General features: G+C 68.1%; 20 protein-coding genes. 11 read left to right on the top strand and 9 right to left on the bottom strand.

All coding sequences use genetic code 11. The features are described from left to right. Positions 1-227: 227 nt before the first annotated feature. Positions 228-992, top strand: coding sequence for a hypothetical protein (locus tag FOZ76_RS05550; RefSeq protein ID WP_143947145.1), 765 nt, complete (start codon positions 228-230; stop codon positions 990-992). A gap of 36 nt (positions 993-1028) precedes the next feature. On the opposite strand, the gene FOZ76_RS05545 is transcribed toward FOZ76_RS05550, so the two are convergent. After that, positions 1029-2285 carry an MFS transporter gene (locus tag FOZ76_RS05545; RefSeq protein ID WP_143947144.1) on the bottom strand — a complete coding sequence of 419 codons (1257 nt, stop codon included), beginning with the start codon at positions 2283-2285 and terminating at the stop codon, positions 1029-1031. A 135-nt stretch (positions 2286-2420) separates the two neighbouring features. Here FOZ76_RS05545 and FOZ76_RS05540 point away from each other — a divergent pair, with 135 nt between their 5' ends. Continuing rightward, on the top strand, positions 2421-3194 hold the full coding sequence (locus FOZ76_RS05540) for an AraC family transcriptional regulator (protein ID WP_143947143.1): 774 nt from the start codon (positions 2421-2423) through the stop codon (positions 3192-3194). A 121-nt stretch (positions 3195-3315) separates the two neighbouring features. Here FOZ76_RS05540 and FOZ76_RS05535 read toward each other — a convergent pair whose 3' ends face one another. From FOZ76_RS05535 to FOZ76_RS05515, 5 genes are all read right to left on the bottom strand, one after another. Continuing rightward, the gene (locus FOZ76_RS05535) at positions 3316-4326 is read right to left on the bottom strand and encodes a TRAP transporter substrate-binding protein (RefSeq protein WP_143947142.1); all 1011 of its coding nucleotides are present in this window, start codon (positions 4324-4326) and stop codon (positions 3316-3318) included. A gap of 75 nt (positions 4327-4401) precedes the next feature. Beyond that, positions 4402-5688 carry a TRAP transporter large permease subunit gene (locus FOZ76_RS05530; protein WP_143947141.1) on the bottom strand — a complete coding sequence of 429 codons (1287 nt, stop codon included), beginning with the start codon at positions 5686-5688 and terminating at the stop codon, positions 4402-4404. Next, complete coding sequence (locus tag FOZ76_RS05525) at positions 5685-6263, bottom strand: TRAP transporter small permease (protein ID WP_143947140.1); 579 nt, start codon at positions 6261-6263, stop codon at positions 5685-5687. The genes FOZ76_RS05530 and FOZ76_RS05525 overlap by 4 nt, the downstream gene beginning before the upstream one ends. 132 nt (positions 6264-6395) lie before the next feature. Next, positions 6396-7253 carry a class II aldolase/adducin family protein gene (locus tag FOZ76_RS05520; protein ID WP_143947139.1) on the bottom strand — a complete coding sequence of 286 codons (858 nt, stop codon included), beginning with the start codon at positions 7251-7253 and terminating at the stop codon, positions 6396-6398. Positions 7254-7340: 87 nt separating this feature from the next. Then, positions 7341-8288, bottom strand: coding sequence for a LysR family transcriptional regulator (locus FOZ76_RS05515; protein ID WP_143947138.1), 948 nt, complete (start codon positions 8286-8288; stop codon positions 7341-7343). A 303-nt stretch (positions 8289-8591) separates the two neighbouring features. Here FOZ76_RS05515 and FOZ76_RS05510 point away from each other — a divergent pair, with 303 nt between their 5' ends. Beyond that, positions 8592-9401, top strand: coding sequence for an alpha/beta fold hydrolase (locus tag FOZ76_RS05510; protein WP_170235303.1), 810 nt, complete (start codon positions 8592-8594; stop codon positions 9399-9401). Between the two features lie 35 nt (positions 9402-9436). Here FOZ76_RS05510 and FOZ76_RS05505 read toward each other — a convergent pair whose 3' ends face one another. Beyond that, the gene (locus FOZ76_RS05505; RefSeq protein WP_143947136.1) at positions 9437-10087 is read right to left on the bottom strand and encodes a GNAT family N-acetyltransferase; all 651 of its coding nucleotides are present in this window, start codon (positions 10085-10087) and stop codon (positions 9437-9439) included. Then, positions 10084-11004: a LysR family transcriptional regulator gene (locus tag FOZ76_RS05500; protein WP_143947135.1), complete on the bottom strand. Its 921-nt coding sequence runs from the start codon at positions 11002-11004 to the stop codon at positions 10084-10086. The genes FOZ76_RS05505 and FOZ76_RS05500 overlap by 4 nt, the downstream gene beginning before the upstream one ends. A 186-nt stretch (positions 11005-11190) precedes the next feature. On the opposite strand from FOZ76_RS05500, the gene FOZ76_RS05495 reads away from it, so the two are divergent. The 7 genes from FOZ76_RS05495 to FOZ76_RS05465 all read left to right on the top strand — a co-directional run bounded on the left by FOZ76_RS05495 (position 11191) and on the right by FOZ76_RS05465 (position 19191). Further along, on the top strand, positions 11191-12690 hold the full coding sequence (locus FOZ76_RS05495; RefSeq protein ID WP_143947134.1) for an AMP-binding protein: 1500 nt from the start codon (positions 11191-11193) through the stop codon (positions 12688-12690). Positions 12691-12724: 34 nt separating this feature from the next. Continuing rightward, entirely contained in the window at positions 12725-13696 is a 972-nt protein-coding gene (locus tag FOZ76_RS05490; protein WP_143947133.1) for a Bug family tripartite tricarboxylate transporter substrate binding protein, read from the top strand. Positions 13697-13930: 234 nt separating this feature from the next. After that, positions 13931-14833, top strand: a complete 903-nt coding sequence (locus FOZ76_RS05485; protein WP_143947132.1) for a LysR family transcriptional regulator — start codon at positions 13931-13933, stop codon at positions 14831-14833. Positions 14834-14972: 139 nt separating this feature from the next. Then, positions 14973-15950 (top strand): Bug family tripartite tricarboxylate transporter substrate binding protein, encoded by a 978-nt coding sequence (locus FOZ76_RS05480; protein ID WP_170235302.1) that lies wholly within the window; start codon positions 14973-14975, stop codon positions 15948-15950. Between the two features lie 3 nt (positions 15951-15953). Continuing rightward, the gene (locus FOZ76_RS05475; protein WP_143947130.1) at positions 15954-17483 is read left to right on the top strand and encodes a carboxylesterase/lipase family protein; all 1530 of its coding nucleotides are present in this window, start codon (positions 15954-15956) and stop codon (positions 17481-17483) included. Positions 17484-17492: 9 nt separating this feature from the next. Further along, complete coding sequence (locus FOZ76_RS05470; RefSeq protein ID WP_143947129.1) at positions 17493-18872, top strand: acyclic terpene utilization AtuA family protein; 1380 nt, start codon at positions 17493-17495, stop codon at positions 18870-18872. 4 nt (positions 18873-18876) lie between these two features. Beyond that, entirely contained in the window at positions 18877-19191 is a 315-nt protein-coding gene (locus FOZ76_RS05465) for a DUF4387 domain-containing protein (RefSeq protein WP_143947128.1), read from the top strand. 84 nt (positions 19192-19275) lie between these two features. Here FOZ76_RS05465 and pip read toward each other — a convergent pair whose 3' ends face one another. After that, complete coding sequence (pip, locus tag FOZ76_RS05460; protein WP_143947127.1) at positions 19276-20247, bottom strand: prolyl aminopeptidase; 972 nt, start codon at positions 20245-20247, stop codon at positions 19276-19278. 179 nt (positions 20248-20426) lie between these two features. Between pip and FOZ76_RS05455 the strand changes: the two genes are divergently transcribed. Next, the gene (locus tag FOZ76_RS05455) at positions 20427-21653 is read left to right on the top strand and encodes an MFS transporter (RefSeq protein WP_143947126.1); all 1227 of its coding nucleotides are present in this window, start codon (positions 20427-20429) and stop codon (positions 21651-21653) included. Positions 21654-21692 lie beyond the last annotated feature (39 nt).

Below are 21692 nucleotides of genomic sequence, written 5' to 3'. Positions count from 1 at the left end.
GCTCCGCACCCGGTACGCGACCGCAGTGCAAAGCCGCCAGGGTGCAAGCCCTGGCGGCTTTTTTTGCCGCCTAGCCGTACCAACAGGGCAGCGTCGCCGCGTCAGCGGCAAGCGTAGGGGGCACTTTCTTGCTTTGCCTGCCCCGCCTGCCGGCGGCGGGCGCGAGGATGCTCGCCGCCGTCGTATCATCGTTCTCAACGCCCCGGCCCCAGAGCCCGCCCGTCCCCATGCGCAACCTCATCGACTTCAGCTCCCTGCCTTCCCTCTTCTCCACCCTGATCGGGCTGCTGCTCGCCTCGCTGGTCATGGTGGGCATCCGGCTGGTCTTCATGCAGGTCATGCAGCGCCGGCGCGAACGCGAGAACCGGCAGATCAACGAACGCCTGAAGACGCTGATCGCCGCCTACAAGACGCTGGGCGGCTCGTTCACCGGCCGTCTGCAGGTCAGCCCCACGCACATGCGCGACCTGAGCGAGGCGCTGCCCGGTGTGCCGGAGCCCGCCGGCACGCCGGCCGACGAGGACGGCGTAGCGGCGGTGCCGGCGCAAACCCCGGCGGCGCTGTCCAGCTCCGAGCGCCAGCGCCGCATCCGCGACGCGGTCGAAGCCGCGCTGTCGGACGTGATCCTGCTCGGCACCGAGGAGCAGGTCGGGCTGGCCGCCCGCGCGGCCCAGGACATGGTCGCCGGCCGCAGCGTGGAGACCGCCGAGCTGGTGGTGTCGCTGCGCCGGTTCATCCGCGCCGCGCTGGACCTGGAACCCATTCCCGACGCTGTGCTGATCCCCCGCCAGGGGCCGCTGCGCCCTGGCGGCGCTGGCGGCGCAGGCGGTGGCAGGCGTGACGGCGGCGCCGGCGGCGGCCGCGGGGGTGGTGGTGGCGGCGGTGGCGGCGGTGCGGGCGGCGGCGCCATGGCCATGGGCGCCGGCATGCACCACGCGGCCGGCGATGCTGCGGTGGACGACATCGCCGCCGCGCCGCCCAATCTGCGCTGACCGGGCTGCGGCCCGCGGCCGGTCAGTCGCTACCCATCATTTCCTCCCGGTCTCGGGCAGGAACGCCGTGGCCAAGCCGAGCAGCGGGAGGAACGAGGTCATCCCGTACACCCAGACGATGCCGTGAGTGTCGGCCAGGTCGCCCAGGGCGGCAGCGCCGATGCCACCGATGCCGAACATGAGCCCGAACATCAAGCCCGACACCATGCCGACCCGGCCCGGCACGGCCTCCTGGGCATAGACCACGAGCGCGGCAAAGGCCGAGGACATGACCAACCCGATGGCGATGGCGAGAGCGGCCGTCCAGGCCAGTCCGGCGTAGGGCAGCGCGAGCGCGAAGGGCGCAACACCCAGGAACGAGATCCAGATGACGGCCTTGCGGCCGATGCGATCGCCCACGGGCCCGCCGGCGAAGGTGCCGGCCGCGACCGCGGCGAGGAACATGAACAGGAATAGCTGGCTTTGTCGCACGCTCAGGTCGAAGCGCTCGATGAGATAGAAGGTGAAGTAGTTCGTGAACGAGGCGATGTAGACGAACTTCGCGAACATCAGCACGCAGATGACGAGCACGGCCCGAATCACGCGACGGCGGTCCAGGCCTTCGCCATGGCGCCGGGCAAGCCCCTTGGCTTTGGCCGAGCCATTGTGCAGCACCCAGCGGGTCAGGCGGTACAAGACGAAAATGGCAGCCAGGGCGACGAACATGAACCAGGCGATGGCGCGCTGGCCGTAGGGTATGACGATGGCGGCGGTGAGCAGTGGTCCGATCGCGCTGCCCGTGTTGCCGCCCACCTGGAAGGTGGATTGCGCGGTGCCGAACCGCCCACCCGAGGCCAGCCGCGCGATACGCGAGGCTTCCGGGTGGAAGGTGGCCGAGCCGACGCCGACGACGGCGGCCGCGACCAGCAGCATCGCATAGCTGTCTGCCGTCGCCAGCAGCCCGATGCCGATCAGCGTCATCACCATGCCCGAGGGCAACAAGTACGGTTTAGGATGTTTGTCGGTGTATAGCCCGATCCACGGCTGGAGCAGCGACGCCGTGACCTGGTAGACCAGCGCGATGACTCCGATCTGCCCGAAGCTCAGCGCGAAACCCGTCTTGAGCATGGGAAAGACCGCGGGCAGCATGGCCTGGATCATGTCGTTGAGCAGGTGGGCGAGCGCGGCACCTCCCACGATGGGCAGAAGAAAGCCCGATGTCGGTGCTGCACTGGCTGGCGCGGCGTGCGCTGCGGCGGTTGCCTGGGCGCTTATCTCGGCGGTTGTTTCGGCGATTGCGGTGCGGGACGTCATGGCAAGAGCATTCGAGGCTGGAACGGCGGCTGGCACGCGGATGGACGCACGCCGGCTCGCACGGGAAGCCCAAAGGTAATTTGCGCCAAAATGGCTGTCTCTCGCCGACCTGCCATTGTCTGTAGAGTTTCTGCCATGACGCCGCACCCCTCGCACAAGCACAAGCAGTACGACAACCTGCCTCGCCCGCTCGTCGTCATGGAGAACCGATGGCCGGCGGGTACGTCGACGGGCTGGCATTCCCATCCCAAGGGGCAGCTTCTGTACGCGACCGAGGGTGTCATGATCGCGCACACCGAGGCGGGCTCCTGGGTCGTGCCGCCCAATCGCGCGCTATGGATGATCACCGGCTTGCTGCATACCGTCACCATGTCCGGCGACGTCTTGATGCGCACGGCCTACATCGACGTTGAAAAAGTAGAAGCGTTGCCCAAGGAGAGTTGTGTCATCAATGTATCTCCCTTGCTGCGCGAACTTCTCGTCGAAGCCGTCCGCATCTCGCCGACGCGGGAACCGACGGGACGGGACGCTCGCCTCATGGACCTGCTCATCGACGAGATCCGGGTCTCGAGCACGCTGCCGCTGCACCTGCCGATGCCGCGGGATGAACGCCTGAGGGCACTCTGCGACAGCTTGATCGCAAAACCCGCGGACGCCTCCAGCGCGGCACAGTGGGCAGCCGCAGTCCATGTAGGCGAGCGGACGCTGCACCGCCTGTTCGTCAAGGAAACCGGCATGACGTTTGCGCAATGGCGCGAACAGGCCAGACTGCTGCATGCGCTGCGCAGGATCGCCGAGGGCGGCAAGATCATCGATGTCGCCTTCGACTGCGGCTACGCCAGTGCCAGCGCGTTCGCCGCCATGTTCCGCCGGCATTTCGGCGTGTCGCCTTCCGGCTTCTACCGCTAGTCGACCTGGTCCTGAAGGATGGGCCCGGATACGGGACAGCCCCAGCGAACTGTCCCGCGCCTGGCGAATCCGGGCGGCATGCAGGCCGCGAGGTGCGCGAGGCCTGCACGTCGGCCCGCGGTCAATTCGCCCCGGCGATGGCGGTCTTGAACGTGGCGACGAGCTGCGGGTCGAGTTCCCGCACGTACTTGTCCGTCACCGCCTGCACCTTGTCGCGCATGCCGGCGCGCGCTTCGGGGGTGATGTCGGTCACGACCACGCCCTGCCTCTGCAGCCGCTCGATCGCCTGCACCTCCATCTCGCGCGAGACCTTGCGCTGCTCGGCGCGGGTTTCTTCCGCGGCCTGTCGCAGAATGGTCCGCTCGGCGTCGTTGAGCCGGTCCCAGGCGCGCTCGCTCATCAGCACGACCAGCGGGTTGTAGACGTGGCGGGTGTGCGACAAGTGCTTCTGCACTTCGCCGAAGTTGTTCGTCTCGAACGCCACGATGGGATTGTCCTGTCCATCCACCGCACGGGTTTCCATGGCCGTGAACAGCTCGGTGAACGACATGGCGATGGCGTTCGCGCCCAGCGCGTTGAAGGTGTCGATCATGAGCGGCGCTTGCAGGGAGCGCAGCTTCAACCCGTTGAAATCATCGGCCGATGCAATCGGGTGCCGGCTGTTGGAGACGTTGCGAAAGCCATGGTCCCAGTAGGCGAGACCGATCAGGCCCTTGGGCAGGCGCTGCATCATGGTCTGGCCCGCGGGCCCGTCCAGCACGGCATCGGCCTGTGCCGCGTTGTCAAACAGGAAGGGCAGATCGAAGATGCCGAACTGCTTATCCATGCCCACCAGCAGCCCGGGCGGCAGCGTCGTCAGCTCCACCGTACCGCCCTGCAGGGCGGAGACCGTCTGCAGATCGCCGCCCAGGCTGCCGCCGGGGTAGCCGCGCACTTTCATCTTGCCGCCGCTCTTTTCGGCCACCAGTTCCGCGAAGCGTTCGACGCCATGGCCCATGTGGCTGTCCTTGGGCTGCACGTAGGCGAACTTGAACGTGCGTGCCCGGACCTCCTCGGCGTGGCCGACGCCGGACCATGCCATGAGCGCCGGTGCCGCGGCGGCCAGCAGCACGTGTTGAATCCATTTCTTCATGATTGTCTCCCTTGGGTGAACAGAATGGTGGGAAGGAGCGCCGCCCGACCGCGGTGCCGCCTTCTTCGTTGTCGATCAGCGCGAGAACCAGTTCGCCGGCACCATCACCAGCGACGGGAACAGCACGAGCAGGAACAGCACGCAGAGCATGGCGAGCAGAAAGGGCCAGACGCCCTTCACCAGCGCTTCGATGCTCGTCTTGGACGAACCCGCAACAACGTTGAGCACGCTGCCCACGGGCGGGGTGATCAGGCTGATGCTGCAGTTCAGGATGAAGAGCACACCGAAGTAGACCGGATCGATGCCCGCTTCCTTGATCACGGGAATCAGCACGGGCGTGAGGATGAGGATTGCCGGAATCATGTCCATGCAAGTGCAGATCGCCACGATCAGGAGCATGATCGCCAGCATCAGCAAGGTGGGATGGTCCATGAAGGGCTCGACCAGGTCCACCACCATGCCCGGCAGGTCCGCAATGTTCACGAGCCAGGCCACCACCAGGGCCGCCGCGATCAGGAACATCACGATCGACGTTGCCCGCGCCGTATCGAGGAAGATCGCATAAAGGTCCTTGATCGCCAGCTCGCGGTAGATGCAGACCGCGACGAAGAGCGAATACACTGCGGCGACGACCGCCGCTTCGGTCGGCGTGAAGACCCCCATGCGCAGACCGACGATGATGATGACGGGCAGCATGAGCGCCCAGAACCCCTCGGCCAGCGCGCGCAGGCGCTCGCGGGCGCCCACCCGCGCCTGCGTCTGCATCTGATCTTCGGAATTGCGAACGACGAACCACCAGGCCGCGGCCAGGGCCAGACCGAGCATCAGCCCGGGCACGATCCCGGCCAGAAAGAGCTTGGTGATCGACACGCCGCCCGCCACGCCGAACACGATCAACCCGATCGAAGGCGGGATGACGGGCGCGATGCAGCTTGCGGCCGCCACGAGACCGGCCGAGGTCGGCTTGTCGTGCCCGGCTCGCGTCATCATCGGCACCATCAGCGCCGCGAGCGCGGCCGCGTCGGCCACCGCCGAACCGGACAGGGCAGCCAGCACACAGCCGGCCATGATGGTGACGTAGCCCAGGCCGCCGCGGATATGGCCCACCAGAGCCAGCGCGATGCGCACGATGCGCTTGGACAGGCCGCCCGCGTTCATGATCTCGCCCGCAAGCAGGAAGAACGGCACCGCCATCAAGGCGAAGCTGTCCGCGCCGTTCAGGATGTTCTGGGCAATGATCTGAGCGTCGAACAAGTCCAGATGCCACATGAGCGCCACAGCGCACAGCAGCAGGGCGAAGGCGATCGGCACGCCGATGGCCATCGTGCCCAGCAAGGTTCCCAGAAAGAGGCCGATGGTCATGCGCGCTCCTTGCCGGCCATGCCGATGACGCCACCCGCCCCCGCCAGCGGCGGCTGGAGCGTGCCTTGCGCGGCGCTCGCCTCGGTTGCCGGTGCCAGAGCCTTCTCGTCCAGGCGACCGGCGAGAAAGCGCCACAGCACACTGGCCAGGATCAACAACACGGACACCGAGAAAACGACGCCGATGCCGTAGAACAGGCCCATCGAATAGCCGATGACGGGCGAACGTACCGACATGTTGATCTGCATCTGCTCCCAGCTACCCTGCAGGAACAGCGCAATGGGAATCATCATCAGGACCTGCGCCACGCCGAAACAGACCCTTCGGCCTGCCGGCGACAGGCGTTTGACCACGCTGTCCACGCCCAGATGCGCGCGCTCGCGTATGGTCAATATCGCGCCGAGGAAAGTCACCAGCACAAAACAGAACCGGGACAGCTCGTCGGCCACCGTGATGCCTGCGTTGAACAGGTAGCGCAGTAGTACGTTGCCGAACACCAGCACCACCATCAGTCCAAGGCTGACCACCAGGATCGCCTTGAGCGCACCGAAGTAGGCGCGTATCGCCCTATGCATAGATGTCTCCTCGCCGCCCCGTGGAATGATCTTTTGCACCGGGCGCAGCTAGCGGCACCGGACGGGGCGTTTCTGTCAAAGCCTACGCGGCGGACAGGCGCAGCCCTGACAGGCCGCGCCCGCCAAGCGCGTTCAATCGAACATGTCGGGTTGGGTGGCCATCAGTTGGTCGAAGATCGCCTGGAAGTGCAGCCAGCCGATGTACTCGCTGCCCACGTGTTCGCGGCTGTAGCGCGAGCGCTCCGGCGAGACCAGCACCGGCTGCCTGCCGGTGGCCTCGACCGCCAGTTGCTGCTGGCAGCAACGCTCCAGAGCAATGAACCAGAAGGCGGCCGACTCGATGCTGTGCCGGCTTGCGGTCAACAACCCGTGGTTCTGGTGGATCGCGGCCTTCACGCCCTTGAACCAGTCCGCCACCTTGGGCCCCGCGGCCTTCTCGACGGCGACTTGCCCGGCCTCGCTCTTGATGACCACATGGTCCTCGAAGAACGCGGCGGCATCCTGAGAGATCGGTTCGAGCGGACGGCCGAGCGTGGCAAAGGCGGTGCCATACACCGTGTGCGCATGGCACATTGCCACGATGTCCGGATGGGCCTCGTGCACCGCAGCGTGCAATACGAAGCCCGCACGGTTCAAGGCGTAGTCGCCCTCGACCACCCTGCCCTCGTGATCGGCAAGGATCAGGTTGGAGACCTTCACCTGCGAGAAGTGCACGCACATCGGGTTGGTCCAGTACAACTGCGGAAACTCCGGGTCGCGCACCGTCAGATGGCCCGCAAACCCGTAGTCGAAGCCATGCTGCGCAAAAGCCCGGCAGGCCGCGACCAGACGCTCCTTGCGATGCTGGCGTTCTTCCGCGTGGGTGTTGAATGTCGGGATCTCGGGAAATATCAATCCGGCCTGTTCGGGCTGGTAGATCGACACCCGGCCGGTCCCTTTCCCGGCGGGATTGTGCACGGGCCGCTCGGGCGCCAGGACGGTCTCTTCCATGGGCTGCATCCTGATAGAAATTGGTCTGAGACGGCATCCTATAGTTCGCGCGCCGGGCGAACTATCCCCGGAGATCAATGACATTTATTACGTGTGGCGATAGAACGTCGCCGATCTCTCCGACGGCCCCGACGACAGCCAAGGCGGCTCACGAAACACATCGACCAGGTAGTCGACGTAGGCGCGGATGCGCGGCACCAGTTGGCGCTCGCGCTGGTACAGCACGTGGATGGCCGTGTCGTCGCGTGCCTGGTAGTCCTTCAAGAGCAAGACCAACTCGCCGCGGCGGATCGCCGGGATCGCCAGGTGCTCGGCCAGGCGCATGATGCCCATGCCCGCCACGCACATCTGGAACAGCGACGAACCGTCCACACTGCGAAAGTCGCCACTGACCGTCAGCTCGCGTCGGCGGCCCTTCTCCATGAAGGGCCAGCGGTTCAGATGATCCAGCGGGCCTGCCCAGAGCAGGCACTTGTGCTGGGCCAAGCCTTGCGGCGTCACCGGCTGTCCCTGACGCGCGATGTAGGAAGGCGCGGCAACGACCACCCGTTGCAAGTCGCACAGCTTGCGGGTGATCAGCGACGAATCCTGCAACCTCCCCATCCGGATGGCCACATCGAAGTTGTCACGCAGCAGGTTCACCATGCTGTCCGACAACGAGAGATACAGCGCCACCTGCGGGTAGCGCGCCATGAACTCCGGCATGGCAGGCACGACCTGGTCCATGCCGAATGCCATGGGCGCGCTGACGCGCAGCTCACCCACAGGCACCGGCGAGCGAATCTGCAGTTCCATCTGCTCCAGGTCCTCGAGCAGCCGGATCGACTGTGCCAGGAACTGCTCGCCCTCGGGCGTAAGCCTGTGCGTGCGTGTCGAACGATGCAGCAGCGTCACGCCCAGCCGGCGCTCCAGGGCACTGATGATCTGGCTGACGAAAGGCTGACTCACGTCCAGCACTCTCGCTGCGGCCGTGAAACCCCCGTGCTCGACGACTGCGCGAAAGACCCGCATCTCCAGCAACCGATCGTCCTTCATTTTCCTCACCTGCTCCACGCCGGCGCGATCCCGTACGCGCCGTTGGGCCCAAGTGTAGGGGCAAGAAAGCCGTCCGTTGCGCCGACGGCATCCTTGCCCGGGGTAGCCGAGTGTGTTGTCATTCGCGGTGCGCATTCACCCTGCCTGGCTGGCCGGCTGCGTGCACCGAGCCTACGGGCGAACCGCATGGCCGGCCAGGCGAACGCGCCGATACGCGCTCGCGCGCCCCGTCCTGCCGGCCGCGTGCCGGCACCTGCACACCGCGCAACGGCGCGGGCCGCCGATCGGCCTCATCCAGCATCCATGAATACCCCGGATCTTCTTCACTTCACTAGCGCCGACGGTACGCGGCTGGGCGCCCAGCGCCACGGCACCGACGGGCCGCCCTTGCTGCTCGTGCACGGTACCAACGCCCAGCGCAGCCACTGGAATCCCGTCATACCGGCGCTCACGCGCGACTATCGCGTGTATGCGCTGGACCGCCGCGGCCGCGGCGCCAGCGCGGACGGTCCAGGGCCCTACGCCATCGAGCGCGAGTTCGAGGACATCGCCGCCGTCGTTCAGGCGCTGGGGCGCGACGCCGCCGTGCTCGCCCACTCCTTCGGCGCCATCTGCGCGCTGGGCGGCTGCGGCCTGGCCGGCCATGCGGGTCCGCTGGTGCTCTACGAGCCGCCGATCGGCTACATGGCGGACCTGGCGCTGATCGAGCGCATCCAGGCCGCCAGCGACGCAGGCGACCTCGAACGCGCGCTCGGCATCTTTCTCACCGACGTGCTCGGGCTGCCGCCGGTGGCCCTGGAGGTGGCGCGCCACTGGCCCGACTGGGAAGGCCGCCTGCGCGTGGTGCCCACCATCGCGCGCGAGCTCGCCGCGGTCCACGCCCTCGGGCCGGCGCCCACCGGCCTGCTGCGGGACCGGCAGGCGCCGCTGGACCTGATCGTCGGCGCGGACTCCACTCCCCCCTTTCATGCGGTGGCGCAGTTCCTGGCGGCGCACTTGCCTGCCGTCACTACCCATGTGCTCGCGGGCCAGAAGCACCAGGCCGTGGAGATGGCGCCCAGGCAGTTCCTGGCGTTGGCGCAGCCGCTGCTCAAAGGTCGCCTCGCCCCCTGAAGCCGGCCGGCACCGGCCCGGCCTCGGGCCGCAGGCTAGGCGCGGCCGCTGTCGTGGCGCCCGCCCCGCGCCCGATACAGCACATGCCGCGCGAGCCTGTGCTCAGGCGCCAGCGCGGGGTGCAGGAAGTCGCCGCCGACGTCGCGCTGCATGCCGATGCGCTCCATCACGGCGATCGAAGGCGTGTTCACGCGGGCCGTGAAGGCGACGATCTCGTCCAGCCCTAGCGTGTCCAGGCCGTAGGCCAGCGCCGCCCGCGCCGCCTCGGTGGCGTAGCCCTGCCCCCAGTACGCCCGCGCCAGCCGCCAGGCGATCTCCACGCAGGGCGTGAACGGGGCGTCGAACGCAGGTACGCACAAGCCGGTGAACCCGGCGAAGCCGCAGACGCCGGGGATCTCGACGGCCCACAAACCGAAGAGCGAGTTCGCCAGCCGGCCGCGGATGCGCGCGGCCAGGGCGTCGCTCTCGGCGCGGGCGAGCGGTGCCGGGAAGTAGCGCATGACGCGCGCGTCGGCGTTGAGGGCGGCAAAGGGCGCGAGGTCGGCGTCGCGCCAGGGACGCAGGCACAGGCGCGGGGTGACGAGCGTGGGGGCCGGCCCTCTTGCCGGCGTCCCGTCCTGTCGCTGCGCGACGTGCTTCCCGCGCGAGGGAGCGTCCCCTTCGGGCGGCCGGGCGGGAGCGCTCATGCCGGCCTGCCCGCCGGCTCGATCGCCGGCAATGCGTCCAGCCACTCGCGCAGGTAGTCCACGACCGCGCGTATCGCCGTGCTGGGATACGGGTTGCGCGTGGTCAGCACGCACAGCAGGTCGCCGGCGTGATCCGGCAGATAGTCGTCGAGCACGGTGACGATGCGCCCCTGCGCCAGATCGTCCGCCAGCAGATACGAGGGCAGCAAGGCCACGCCCAGCCCGGAGCGCATGGCCTGCGCCTGCACCGGAAAATCCTCGGATTCCAGCACGGGCCGCAGCGGCACGGTCCAGCGCCTGCCGTCGCGGCGCAAGGCCAGTTCGCGCGCCCGCCTGACGGCGGGCAGCCAGATCACCGCGCAGCGCGCGAGATCCTCGGGCGCCTGGATGCCGCCGACCCGCTGCAGATAGGCCGGCGTGCAGCACAGGCGCCAGCGCACGGGCTGGCGATGCCGCACGACGGCATCCGCGGGCGGCTCGGCGAGCACGCGCACGGCCACGTCGATCTCCGCGTCCACCAGGTCGGCCACACGGTTGGACAACAGCAGCCGCAGGGTGAGCCCTGGCTGGGCACGGACAAACTCCGCCAGCGCGGCGGACAGGCCGATGGCCGCCAGGCCGGTGGGCAGGCTCACGCGGACATGCCCGCGCGGCGCGCCATGCGCCTCGTGCAGCTTGGCGCGCGCCTGCTCGAGTTCCTGCAGCATGCGCTGGGCATGTTCGTACAAAGTCTGGCCGTCGGCCGTGAGATCGATGCGGCGCGTGGTGCGGCGGATCAACTGGCTGCCGAGATCGCGCTCCAGCGCCTGCACCCGGCGGCTCACGTGCGAGCGCGTGATACCCAGGCGCCGCGCCGCCTCGCTCATGCTGCCTGCCTCGACGATGCCGACGAAAAGCCGGATGAGGTTGAGATCCATGGAGATTGTCGTCTGTAAGACAACATGCTTGGTCGATTTCGTGAGATTGTCAATACCTGGGCACGTTGGTACGCTAGGCCAACGAAAAAAAGCCGCCGCCCGCCATGCCCGGGCGATGCCGCCGCCATCCCAGCCCGGAGACACGCATGCCCCCTTCATTCACCTTCGCCCACGGAAGCTTCCGCCATGCCGGCTGACGTCCTGGTCGCGGATCGCCCACTCGCCGGCTCCGCTCTGGCTCAACGCGCCGAACGCTTGGCGGGCGGCTGGCGCGCGCTGGGCCTGCGCGAAGGCGACGTGGTCGCGGTGCTGCTGCGCAACTCGATCGAATTTCTCGAAACGATCCTGGCCTGCCGCCAGGCCGGGTGCTACTACTGCCCGCTCAACTGGCACCTCACCACGGCCGAGATCGCCTACATCCTCGAGGACAGCGGCGCCAGGCTGCTGATCGCCGGCGACACGCTGCTCGGCCCGGTGCGGGCCGCCGTCCCGGACGGCGTGCCGGTGCTCGTCGTCGGCGACGCGGCTGCACATGCCGGCGCCACGGCCTACGAGCCCTGGCTTGCACAGCAGCGCCCCTACGACGGCCCCGTCGTGGCGCCGCGCGCGCACATGGCCTACACCTCCGGAACCACCGGCCGGCCCAAGGGCGTGGTACGCCTGCCCGTGCCGCTCGAGCAAGCCGCCGCGCGCACCAAGGCCACCCAGCGCATCGCCGAGATCGCCTTCGGGCTGCGGCCCGGCTGCCGCGCGCTGATGACCGCGCCGATCTACCACAGCGGGCCGAGTGCCTTCGCCCAGACCGCGCTGCAGAATGCCGAGCTGCTTGCGCTCATGCCGCGCTTCGATGCCGAGGACTTCCTGCGGCTCGTGCAGGAACTGCGCATCGACACCACCTACCTGGTACCGATCATGTATGTACGACTGCTGCAGTTGCCGCAGGACGTGCGGCGCCGCTACGACGTATCCTCGCTGCGCTTCATCGGCTCCACCGGCGCGCCGTGCGCGCCCGAGGTCAAGCGGGCGATGATCGACTGGTTCGGCCCGGTGATCCATGAAACCTACGGCTCCAGCGAAGGCGGGATGATCACCCTGGCCACTTCCGAGCACGCCCTGACGCGGCCGGGCACCGCCGGGCTGCCCATCGACGGCGCCGTCATCCGCATCCTGGACGATGGGCAGCGCCCGGTGCCGGCCGGCGAGATCGGCCGCATCTTCTTTCGCCAGCCGGCCTACCCCGATTTCACCTATCGCAACCGCCCCCAGGCCCGCGCCGAGATCGAGCACGAGGGGCTCGTCTGCCTGGGCGACATGGGTTATCTGGACGAGGACGGCTTCCTGTTCCTGTGCGACCGCGCCTCGAACATGGTGATCTCGGGAGGCGTGAACATCTATCCCGCCGAGATCGAACACCAACTGCTGCAATACCCCGGTGTGGGCGATTGCGTGGTGTTCGGCATACCGGACGCCGAGTACGGCGAGCGGCTGCTCGGCATGGTGCAGCCGCAGCCCGGCGCGCGGCTGGATTCGGCCAGCATCATCGACTGGCTGTCGCAGCGCCTGGCGCGCTTCAAGATACCCCGGATCATCGAGATCCGCGATGCCCTGCCGCGCGACGAAAACGGCAAGATCGCCAAGCGCCATCTGCGCGAGCCCTATTGGCAGGGACAGACGCGGCGCATCTGAGGCGCGGCGCCCAACACTCAGGAGGAGACCCGAGATGCATCACACCTTGCGCGCCGCACTGGGCGGCGCCCTGACCTGCCTGGCCCTGGCCTCGATGGCCCATGCGGCCTTCCCCGAGCGCCCGATCACGCTGATCGTGCCTTATGCGCCCGGCGGCTCGGCGGACCAGCTCGCGCGCGCCACCGCCCAAGGCATGAGCGAGCGGCTCGGCCAACCCGTGGTCGTGGAGAACAAACCCGGCGCGAACACCCAGATCGCCGCTACCCAACTGACCCGCGCCGCGCCCGACGGCTACACCCTGCTCATGGCCAGCAGCGCCAGTGCGGTACTCAACCCGCTGCTGTATCGCAGCCTGTCCTACGATCCTGCCCAGATACAGACTTTCGCCGTGATCGCCGAGATACCGATGGTCGCCGTGGTGAACCCGTCGGTGCCCGCGTCCGACGTGCCGGGCCTGGTGGCCTACGACAAGGCCAACCCCGGCAAGCTCAACTACGCATCCGTCGGCCGGGGCAATCCCGTGCATCTGGCGGCCGAAATGCTCAAGGGGCGCGCCGACATGCAGGCCATGCACGTGCCCTACAACGGCAGCGCGCCGGCGCTCACCGCGCTCATGGCGGGCGACGTCCAGTTCATGATGGACGTGGTGAGCACCTCGCTGCCCCTGATCCGTGCCGGCAAGCTCAAGGCGCTCGCCGTGACGTCGGCCGAGCGGCTCGCCCCCCTGCCCGACACGCCCACCATCGCCGAGAGCGGCTACCCGGGCTACCAGGCGACTACCTGGTTCGGCCTGGCCGCGCCGGCGGGCACGCCGCCGGCCGCCCTGGACGTGCTGCGCGAAGCGGCCGACGCGGCGATGCAGAACGCCACCTTCCGGGAGACCTTCAACGGCCTGGGCCTGATCGTGCAGCAGCCGCGCTCGAGGGGCGAGATCCGCACCTATCTCGATCAAGACCAGGCACGCTGGCGCGAAGTGATCGCCACGAACCAGATCGTGCTCGATTGAGGTTCGATGCGAGCGTGACGGACGCCGCTCTCGCGCAGGCCTGATGCGCGGGCGCGCCCGGCACGCCGGCGTCGCCGTGACCCGGCGTGCCGGGCCGGGCCTTGCGCGTACACTCGAGGCCAGCGAAGACCACCGGCCCGCCCGGGCCTGCACCGCTGCGCATCGGCGGCACGCCGATGCCGACGTGCACACGCCGCAACGGCGGTGGGTCGCCCCCTACGGGTCAGTCACGCCATGACGCGCATCAACTACAACGTTCCCGATCTGCGGGCGCTTTTCGAGCTGGCGCGGCAAGGCAGCTTCAATCGCGCCGCGGACGCGCTTGCCATCACGCCGTCCGCACTGAGCAAGCGGATCGCCAAGATGGAGATGTCGATAGGCGGCCCCATCGTGGAGCGCAGCACCCGCAACATGGAGCTGACCCCGCTGGGAAGACACTTGCTGGCCCGGGCCGAACCCTTGCTGCACGCGCTGGACGACTGCGTGGAGGAAGTGTCGCGCGTGGCGCTGGGACTGGAGGGTCAGATCTCCGTGGGCTGCATTGCGACCGTGGCCTTTTCCCAGTTCCCCGTCGCCGTCGCGGCGTTCAAGCGCGACTTCCCCGACGTGCACGTCAACCTGCGCGACGGGGAAGGCTCGCACATCACCGCGGCGGTCCTGAACCATGAAGTCGAGTTCGCGGTCACCACGGTCCTGGATGCTCAGCGCGACCTGATTTCCGAGCTCATCGCGACGGACCCGTTCGTCGTCGTCTGCAGTGTCGAGCACCCGCTGGCCCAACGTACCGACATGTGCTGGGAAGAGTTGAACGCCTGGAAGATCGTCGGCTTCAAGCCTCACGTATCGACCAGGAAACTCATAGACAAGTCCCTGGCCCAAGCGAACATCGAGCTGTCCTGGTTCTACGAAGTCGGGCTGCTGTCCTCGCTGTTGGGTTATCTGAAGTCCGGGGAATTCGTCGCGCCGGTACCCAAGCTTCTGGCCGGCTTCATACCCGGGCTGGTGGCCGTCCCGCTGACCGCCCCCACACTGCAACGGAGCATCTACCTGGTACGCCGGCAAGCCCGGCTCGGCATTCCTGCGCAGGCGCTGTGGGACTGCATGGCGCAATTGCTCAGAGCCGACCCTCGCACCTAGGCGCCAGGCGCATTGTGTCCCGCCACGACACAATGCGCTCGTTTTTTTCGCTTGGAGAAACTCCTGCCTCGCCTAAACAATGGCGGCCTCTTTCGCGTCAAACCGCACGGCGCGAACGAGGCACATGGGAGGAGACAACATGCACAAGCTTTCAAGGCGCGGATTCCTCGGCACGGCTGCCGTGCTCGGCGCCGCCCTGCCTTTGACGGCCGTACGCGCCGATCCGTATCCGTCCAGGCCGATACGCCTGATCACGCCGAATTCCGCGGGGTCTTCCGTGGACAAACTGGCCAGGCGGGTGGGCGATCACCTGAACCGGGGGCTGGGCACGGCGGTCGTCGTCGAGAACATTCCGGGAGCCGGCGGGATCATCGGCACCGAAAGGCTGATCTCGTCGCCGCCGGACGGCTACACGCTGGCCCTGGTGGCCAAGAACCACATCATCATTCCCCTGGTCAACACCGCGGTGCGCTACGACGCCTTGAAGCAGGTCACGCCGGTTTGCACCGTGCTCGAATCCTGCGGCGTGCTGGCGGCGCGCCCGGGCTTTCCGGCCAAGACGGCCGCCGATCTGATCGCCTACGCCAGGCAGTACCCCGGAAAAGTCAATTTCGGGTCGTCGGGCGTGGGCACGTCGGTCGACCTGCAAGGGCGGGTGCTGCAGCAGATCGGAGGCATCGATGTCGTCAATGTCGCCTACAGGGGCGTTTCCGCGCTCGTGCCGGACCTGATGAGCGGCGTGGTCGACGTGGCGTTCTTCGGCCTGTCCGCCGTCTCGGAGCAGATCCACGCCGGCAGCCTGACGGGGCTGGGCATCACTCGGCCGCAGCGGCTGGCGGCGTTTCCGGACATTCCTCCCATCGCGGAATCGGTTCCCGGCTACAGCTTCTCCGGCTGGTACGCGCTGATTGCGCCGGCGGGCCTGGACGCCTCGATCGCCCAACGCCTGAGCGACGAAATCGCGCGTCTCCAGGCCGATCCGTCGTTCGTCGAGATGGCCGCTCGCGAAGGCGAAGCGCCGATGTCGATGACGGGCGTCCAACTGGCGGAGTTCATGGCGCAGGAATCCCGCGACATCGCGGCGCTGGTCAAGAGCGCCGACATCAGGATCAGTTAATTCATGCAAAAGACGTCGAATGCGACTTGTGTCGCCCATACACCTCGCGGCGCCCTGCGCGGCTTCCGGGAAGACGTGGACGTATACCGTGGCATCCCCTACGCCATGCCGCCCGTGGGCCCGCTGCGCTGGGCCCCTCCTCGCCCGCATGCCGGCTGGGCCGGCATCCGCGATGCCCTGGCCTTCGGGCCGGACTGCGTGCAGACGCCGCACCCGCACCTGCGCGGCTGCGGCATGAGCGAGGACTGCCTTTATCTCAATGTATGGACAGGGGCCCGGTCCCCCGAGGAACGCCGCCCCGTCATGGTGTGGATCCACGGGGACGGCTACACCAGGGGGTCCGGCTCGCACGCCATCTACGACGGCCAGGCGCTGGCGCGACGGGGGGTCGTGCTCGTCACCCTCAACTACCGGCTCGGCCTGCCGGGCTTTCTCGCCCATGCCGGGCTGTCCGCGGAATCCCCCCACGGCAGCTCCGGCAATTACGGGCTGCTCGATCAGATCGAGGCGCTGCGCTGGGTCCGGGAGAACATCGCGGCCTTCGGCGGCGACCCGGACCGAGTCACGGTGTTCGGCCAGTCGGCCGGGGCCAGTTGCACGCATCTGCTCATGGCTTGCCCGCTGGCAGCCGGTCTGTTCTCCCAGGCCATATTGCATAGCCCGGGGGCGATGCGGCCGATGGCCACCTTGACCGAGGCCGAGGCTTCGGGCGAGCGCATCGGCTCGGATATCGCGGCCATGCGGGACCTGCCGGCGCACAAGCTGCTGGAGATGACCTCGCTGCTCGTGCCGGCGCGAAGAAAGCTCGCCTCGCCGCGCGGGCTCGGGCCGATCGTGGACGGCTGGATCGTGCAAGGTGACGACGTGGACAACTATCGCCGTGGGCGCGTGCGCCCCATGCCGCTCGTCACCGGCATCGCCGCCAACGAAGGAAAGCGTCTGTCAGACCGGTTCGCCATACGCAGCGTGGCGCAGCTCGAGGCCTATCTCGCGGACAGCTTCGGCTCGCTCGACGCGCTCCCGCGCAATTACCGCGCGACGCAGGACGAGGACGTGGTGCCGGCCCTGGAAAGAGTCATCGGAGATACGCAGTTCAGCTATGGCACCTGGCGCGTCGCGCAGTCCATGCGCGAACTCGGCGCACCGGTGTACCAATACGTATTCGCGCGTCCGAACGACGGCGCCGATCACCTGCCCACGCATGACGACGAACTGCCCTATGTGTTCGGCACGCTGGCACAGGGCGGCCTGCGGTTCGTGGGCGATCCGGCGCGCCCGCCCAGTCCCGCGGCCCGTTCGCTCGGCGAGCAGATGATGGCCGCCTGGGTACGCTTCGCAGCCACCGGCAACCCGAACGGCGACGACCTGCCGCACTGGCCCAGGCTGGGCGCGGACGGCGCCGTCCTGTACTTCGACGATCGCATCTCGCTGGGCGCGATGCCACGTGTCGACGACCTGCTTTTCATCCGAGACCTGCATCTCGAATCGCCCGGCGACATGCCATCGGGCCGCACACGACATACGACGGGTTGAGGAGCCGCCATGGACGAGATCAGATTCATTGCCGCAAGCGGCGGCCTGGGCGCCAGGGCCATCGACGAGAAATACCTGGACGAGGCGCTTGCGCACCGGCCTCACTTCATTGCCGCCGATGCCGGGACCACCGACGCGGGGCCGTTCTCCCTGGGCAAGGGCGAAGCCGCCTATTCCCGCGCAGCCGTGCGCAGGGATCTTTCCACCATGCTGCGCGCCGGCCTCAAGGCCAACATCCCCGTGTTGATCGGTTCGGCGGGCACCGCCGGCGGCGATCCCCACCTGGACGAAGTGCTCGACATCGCCCGCGACATCTGCGCAAGCGAGGGATGGCGCGTCAGGACAGCCGTGATCCGCGCCGAGCAGGCGCCGGACTACCTGCTCGGGCTGTACAGAAGCGGCCGGATCCGGGCCCTGGAACCCGCGCCGGACATCACCGAGCGCACCTTCACCCACAGCTCGCGGATCGTGGGGATGATGGGCGTGGAGCCGCTGCAGGATGCGCTGGCGGGCGGGGCGCAGCTCATCCTCGCTGGGCGCTGCAGCGACCCCGCCCTGTACGCGGCCATGCCGGTAGCAGCGGGCTTTCCCGCCGGGCTCGCCTGGCATGTCGGCAAGGCCATCGAATGCGGAACGATGGTTTGCGAGACCAGCGGAAACGGGGTGATTCTCGGCCGCATATGCCAGGACCACGGCATCATCCAGCCGATCGGCAAGGGGTTGCGGTGCACGCCGCAGAGCGTGGCGGCGCACAGCCTTTATGAAAACTCGGACCCGTACCTGCACAAGGAATGCTCCGGCACGCTCGACCTGACGCACGCCAGGTTCGAGGCCATGGAGGACGGCACCAGCGTCAGGATCACGGGCAGCGCTTTCCTGCCGGCGGACACCTATACCGTGAAGCTGGAAGGCGCCGAACTGTGCGGCTACCAGTCCATCATCATCGGGGGCATACGCGACCCCTTCATCATCGCGGATCTCGACGCCTGGCTGGCGGGCGTACGCGAACGCATCGAGAAATCCATCGGCGAGGTCATGGCCGGCAAGCTCGGCCCGGACGACTACGTCCTCAATTTCCATGTCTACGGCAAGGGCGCGGTGATGGGAGCGCTGGAGCCGCAGGCGGGCGCCATTCCGCACGAGGTGGGCATCGTGTTCGAGGCGACCGCGCCGACACAGGAGCTGGCGACGCAGATCGCCAAGATGAGCAGGCAGCCCCTGCTCCACTTTCCCATCGAGAAATGGAAGGGCTCCATCACCGGCTTCGCCTGCCTGCACAACCCGGCCTATCTCGAGCGCGGGCCGGTCTACCGCTTCAACCTCAATCATGTGGCCGTGCCGGATTCGTACCGCGACATGTTCCGCACCGAGCATCTCATCCTGGAGTGAACGCATGACGACACCGCTATCCGAGCTGGCCGTGCTCATTCGCAGCAAAAACGCGGGCCCGTTCAGCCTGACGTTCGACATCATGTTCTCGAGCCGGGAGAACTACGAACGCGTCAAGGCTTCCGGGACGCTCACGCGCGCAACCATGGCTGCGCTCTATGGTTGCCCGGCGGAAAAAACGAAGTTCTTCGAGTGCGACAACGCCCTGGCGATCAAATTCAGCATTCCCCGCCCGAGGCCCTCGGGGGAACTGGGCGACGGCGACCTGCATGGGGGACAGCAGTACGCGCCGCTTCTGTCGCTGCCGATTCCGGCGTGATCCCGCTCGCCCATCGAAACCCGATCCTGCCGGACTGACTTCGCTGCGAACGGGCGGCGGTGCCTTCCCCGCGGTGCATCGTCGTCAGGACGCGGGCAATGCCTGGCCGCCCGCGTACCCGTCCGTCGCCCGGATCAGCCGATCCAGGATGCCCGGTTCGGAATAGGCATGCCCGGCACCCTCGATCAGGTGGAAATCCGCCTGCGGCCAGGCCTGGTGCAGGGCCCAGGCGTAGCGCAGCGGGCACGGCATGTCGTAGCGGCCGTGCACGATGGTGCCCGGGATGCCGTGCAGCTTGCCGGCGTCCCGCAGCAACTGGCCTTCCTCCAGCCAGGCGCCATGCACGAAGTAGTGGTTTTCGATGCGCGCGAAGGCGAGCGCGAAATGGCCGTCGCTGAAGGCCTCGGTGTGCGCGGCATCGGGCAGCAGCGTGACCGTCTCGCCTTCCCAGATCGTCCAGGCCTTGGCCGCCTCCAGCCTGGCGGCTTCATCGTCGCCGGTGAGGCGCTTGCGGTAGGCCGCCATCATGTCGCCGCGCTCGGCTTGCGGTATCGGCGCCTGGAAGCGCTCCCACTTGTCGGGGAACATCTCGGACACGCCGAACTGGTAGTACCAGCGCAGCTCCGCCTGCGTCACCAGGTAGATGCCGCGCAGCACCAGCTCGCTCACGTGCTCGGGGTGCGTCTGGGCGTAGGTGAGCGCCAGCGTCGAGCCCCAGGAGCCGCCGAACACCAGCCAGCGCTCGACGCCGGCAAGCTCGCGCAGGCGCTCGATGTCCTGCACCAGATGCCAGGTGGTGTTGGCCTCGAGCGAGGCATGCGGCGTGGAGCGCCCGCAGCCGCGCTGCTCGAAGAGCAGCACGTCGTAGCGGGCGGGGTCGAACAGGCGGCGCTGGTCGGGCGAGATGCCGCCGCCGGGGCCGCCATGCAGGAAGACGGCGGGCTTGGCGCCCGGCGTGCCGCAGCGCTCGTAGTAGAGCGTGTGTCCATCGCCCACGTCGAGCATGCCGCTGGCGTAGGGTTCGATGGGAGGATAGAGGGTGCGCAGGGTGCTCATCGTCGGGTCCGTGCGGATAGTGTGCGGGTAGTGCCGCCATGATCGCAGATTTGGCCGGCGCGCTACCATAGAGCCCTGTCCGTCATCGTCGCGAGCCCGGCGCGGTGGCCATGGATACGACGCTGGCGCGCCGCGCATGGCCGGGCGCCAACCCAGCGGCACGACTCCGACCGATCTGCATGACTGCCTCCACCCCGCGCCGCCCGGCGCACGTACCGCTGCCCGCCAGCCTGTTGCTGGGCATCGCCCAGATTCTCGTCTGGGGCGCCTCGTTCTTCCTGCTCTCGGTACTGGCCGAACCCATCCACCGCGATACCGGCTGGCCCCTGCCCTGGATCTACGGTGCGCTCACCGTCAGCATCCTCGTCTCGGCGCTGCTCTCGCCGCGCGCCAACGTCTACATCGCGCGCCGCCGCGGCAGGCGGCTGCTGATCGTCTCGGGCTGGATCATCGCGGGCGGTCTGGCGATCGTCGGCGCCGCGCCCAACTTTCCGGTCTTCTTCGCCGGATGGTGCCTCATCGGCGTCGGCATGGCGGGCGCGCTGTACGACCCGCTGTTCACCACGCTGGGCCTGTTGTACGGCCAGGCAGCGCGGCCCGCGATCAACGCGGTCACGCTGGTGGCCGGTTTCACTACCACCTTGGTCTGGCCTATCCAGGCCTGGATGGAGGCATCGATGGGATGGCGCACGACCTGTCTTGTCTATGCAGGCGTGACCGCACTCGTCCTGCTGCCGATCTACCTCAAGGCGCTGCCGCCGGACGGCGCCGCGCGCACCGATGCGCCGCCTCCGAGCGGCGAGAGGTCCGGCGCCGCCCTGCCCGGCACCGCCCCCGCGGCACCCCTGCCCAGGGCCGACTACCTGCTGCTCTCGCTGGTATTCTCGATCGCCGCCATCATCATGACCGCGGTCGTGGTGCAGATGATCGTGATGCTGCAGGGCGTCGGCCACTCGGCCACCGCGGCGATCGCGCTGGCCGCCCTGATCGGGCCCAGCATGGTCGCCATGCGCGTGCTGACCCTGTTCCTGAAGCGGCTGCATCCGACCCTGATGGCCCTGGTCTCGGCGGCCTTCGTCGCCGTCGGCCTGCTGCTGCTGAGCGCCAGTCCGCAGGCCGCGGCCCTGGGCATCGTCTGCTACGGCATCGGCAACGGCTTGCGCGCGCTGGTGCGCGGCACCTTGCCGCTCGCGCTGCTGCCCCCCGCCGCGCTGGCCCCGGTGATGGGCCGGCTCTCCCGCTCGTCCTTGTTCTGCCAGGCGCTCACCCCGCTCGCCTGCGGCTTCGTCATTGCGCACGCGGGCGCGGCGGCCACCCTGTGGCTGCTCACCGCACTGGCGGCGCTCAACCTCGGGCTCACCTTCTGGCTGCGCCTGCGCGTGATGCGCGCCAGGGGTGTCGGTTAACATCCGCCTATCGGCCGCGCCGGCGGCTTCTCCATCCCA

The organism is Verticiella sediminum (assembly GCF_007558815.1).
Classification (GTDB): Bacteria; Pseudomonadota; Gammaproteobacteria; order Burkholderiales; family Burkholderiaceae_B; genus Verticiella; species Verticiella sediminum.
This window is presented reverse-complemented; position numbering and strand designations above follow the sequence as displayed.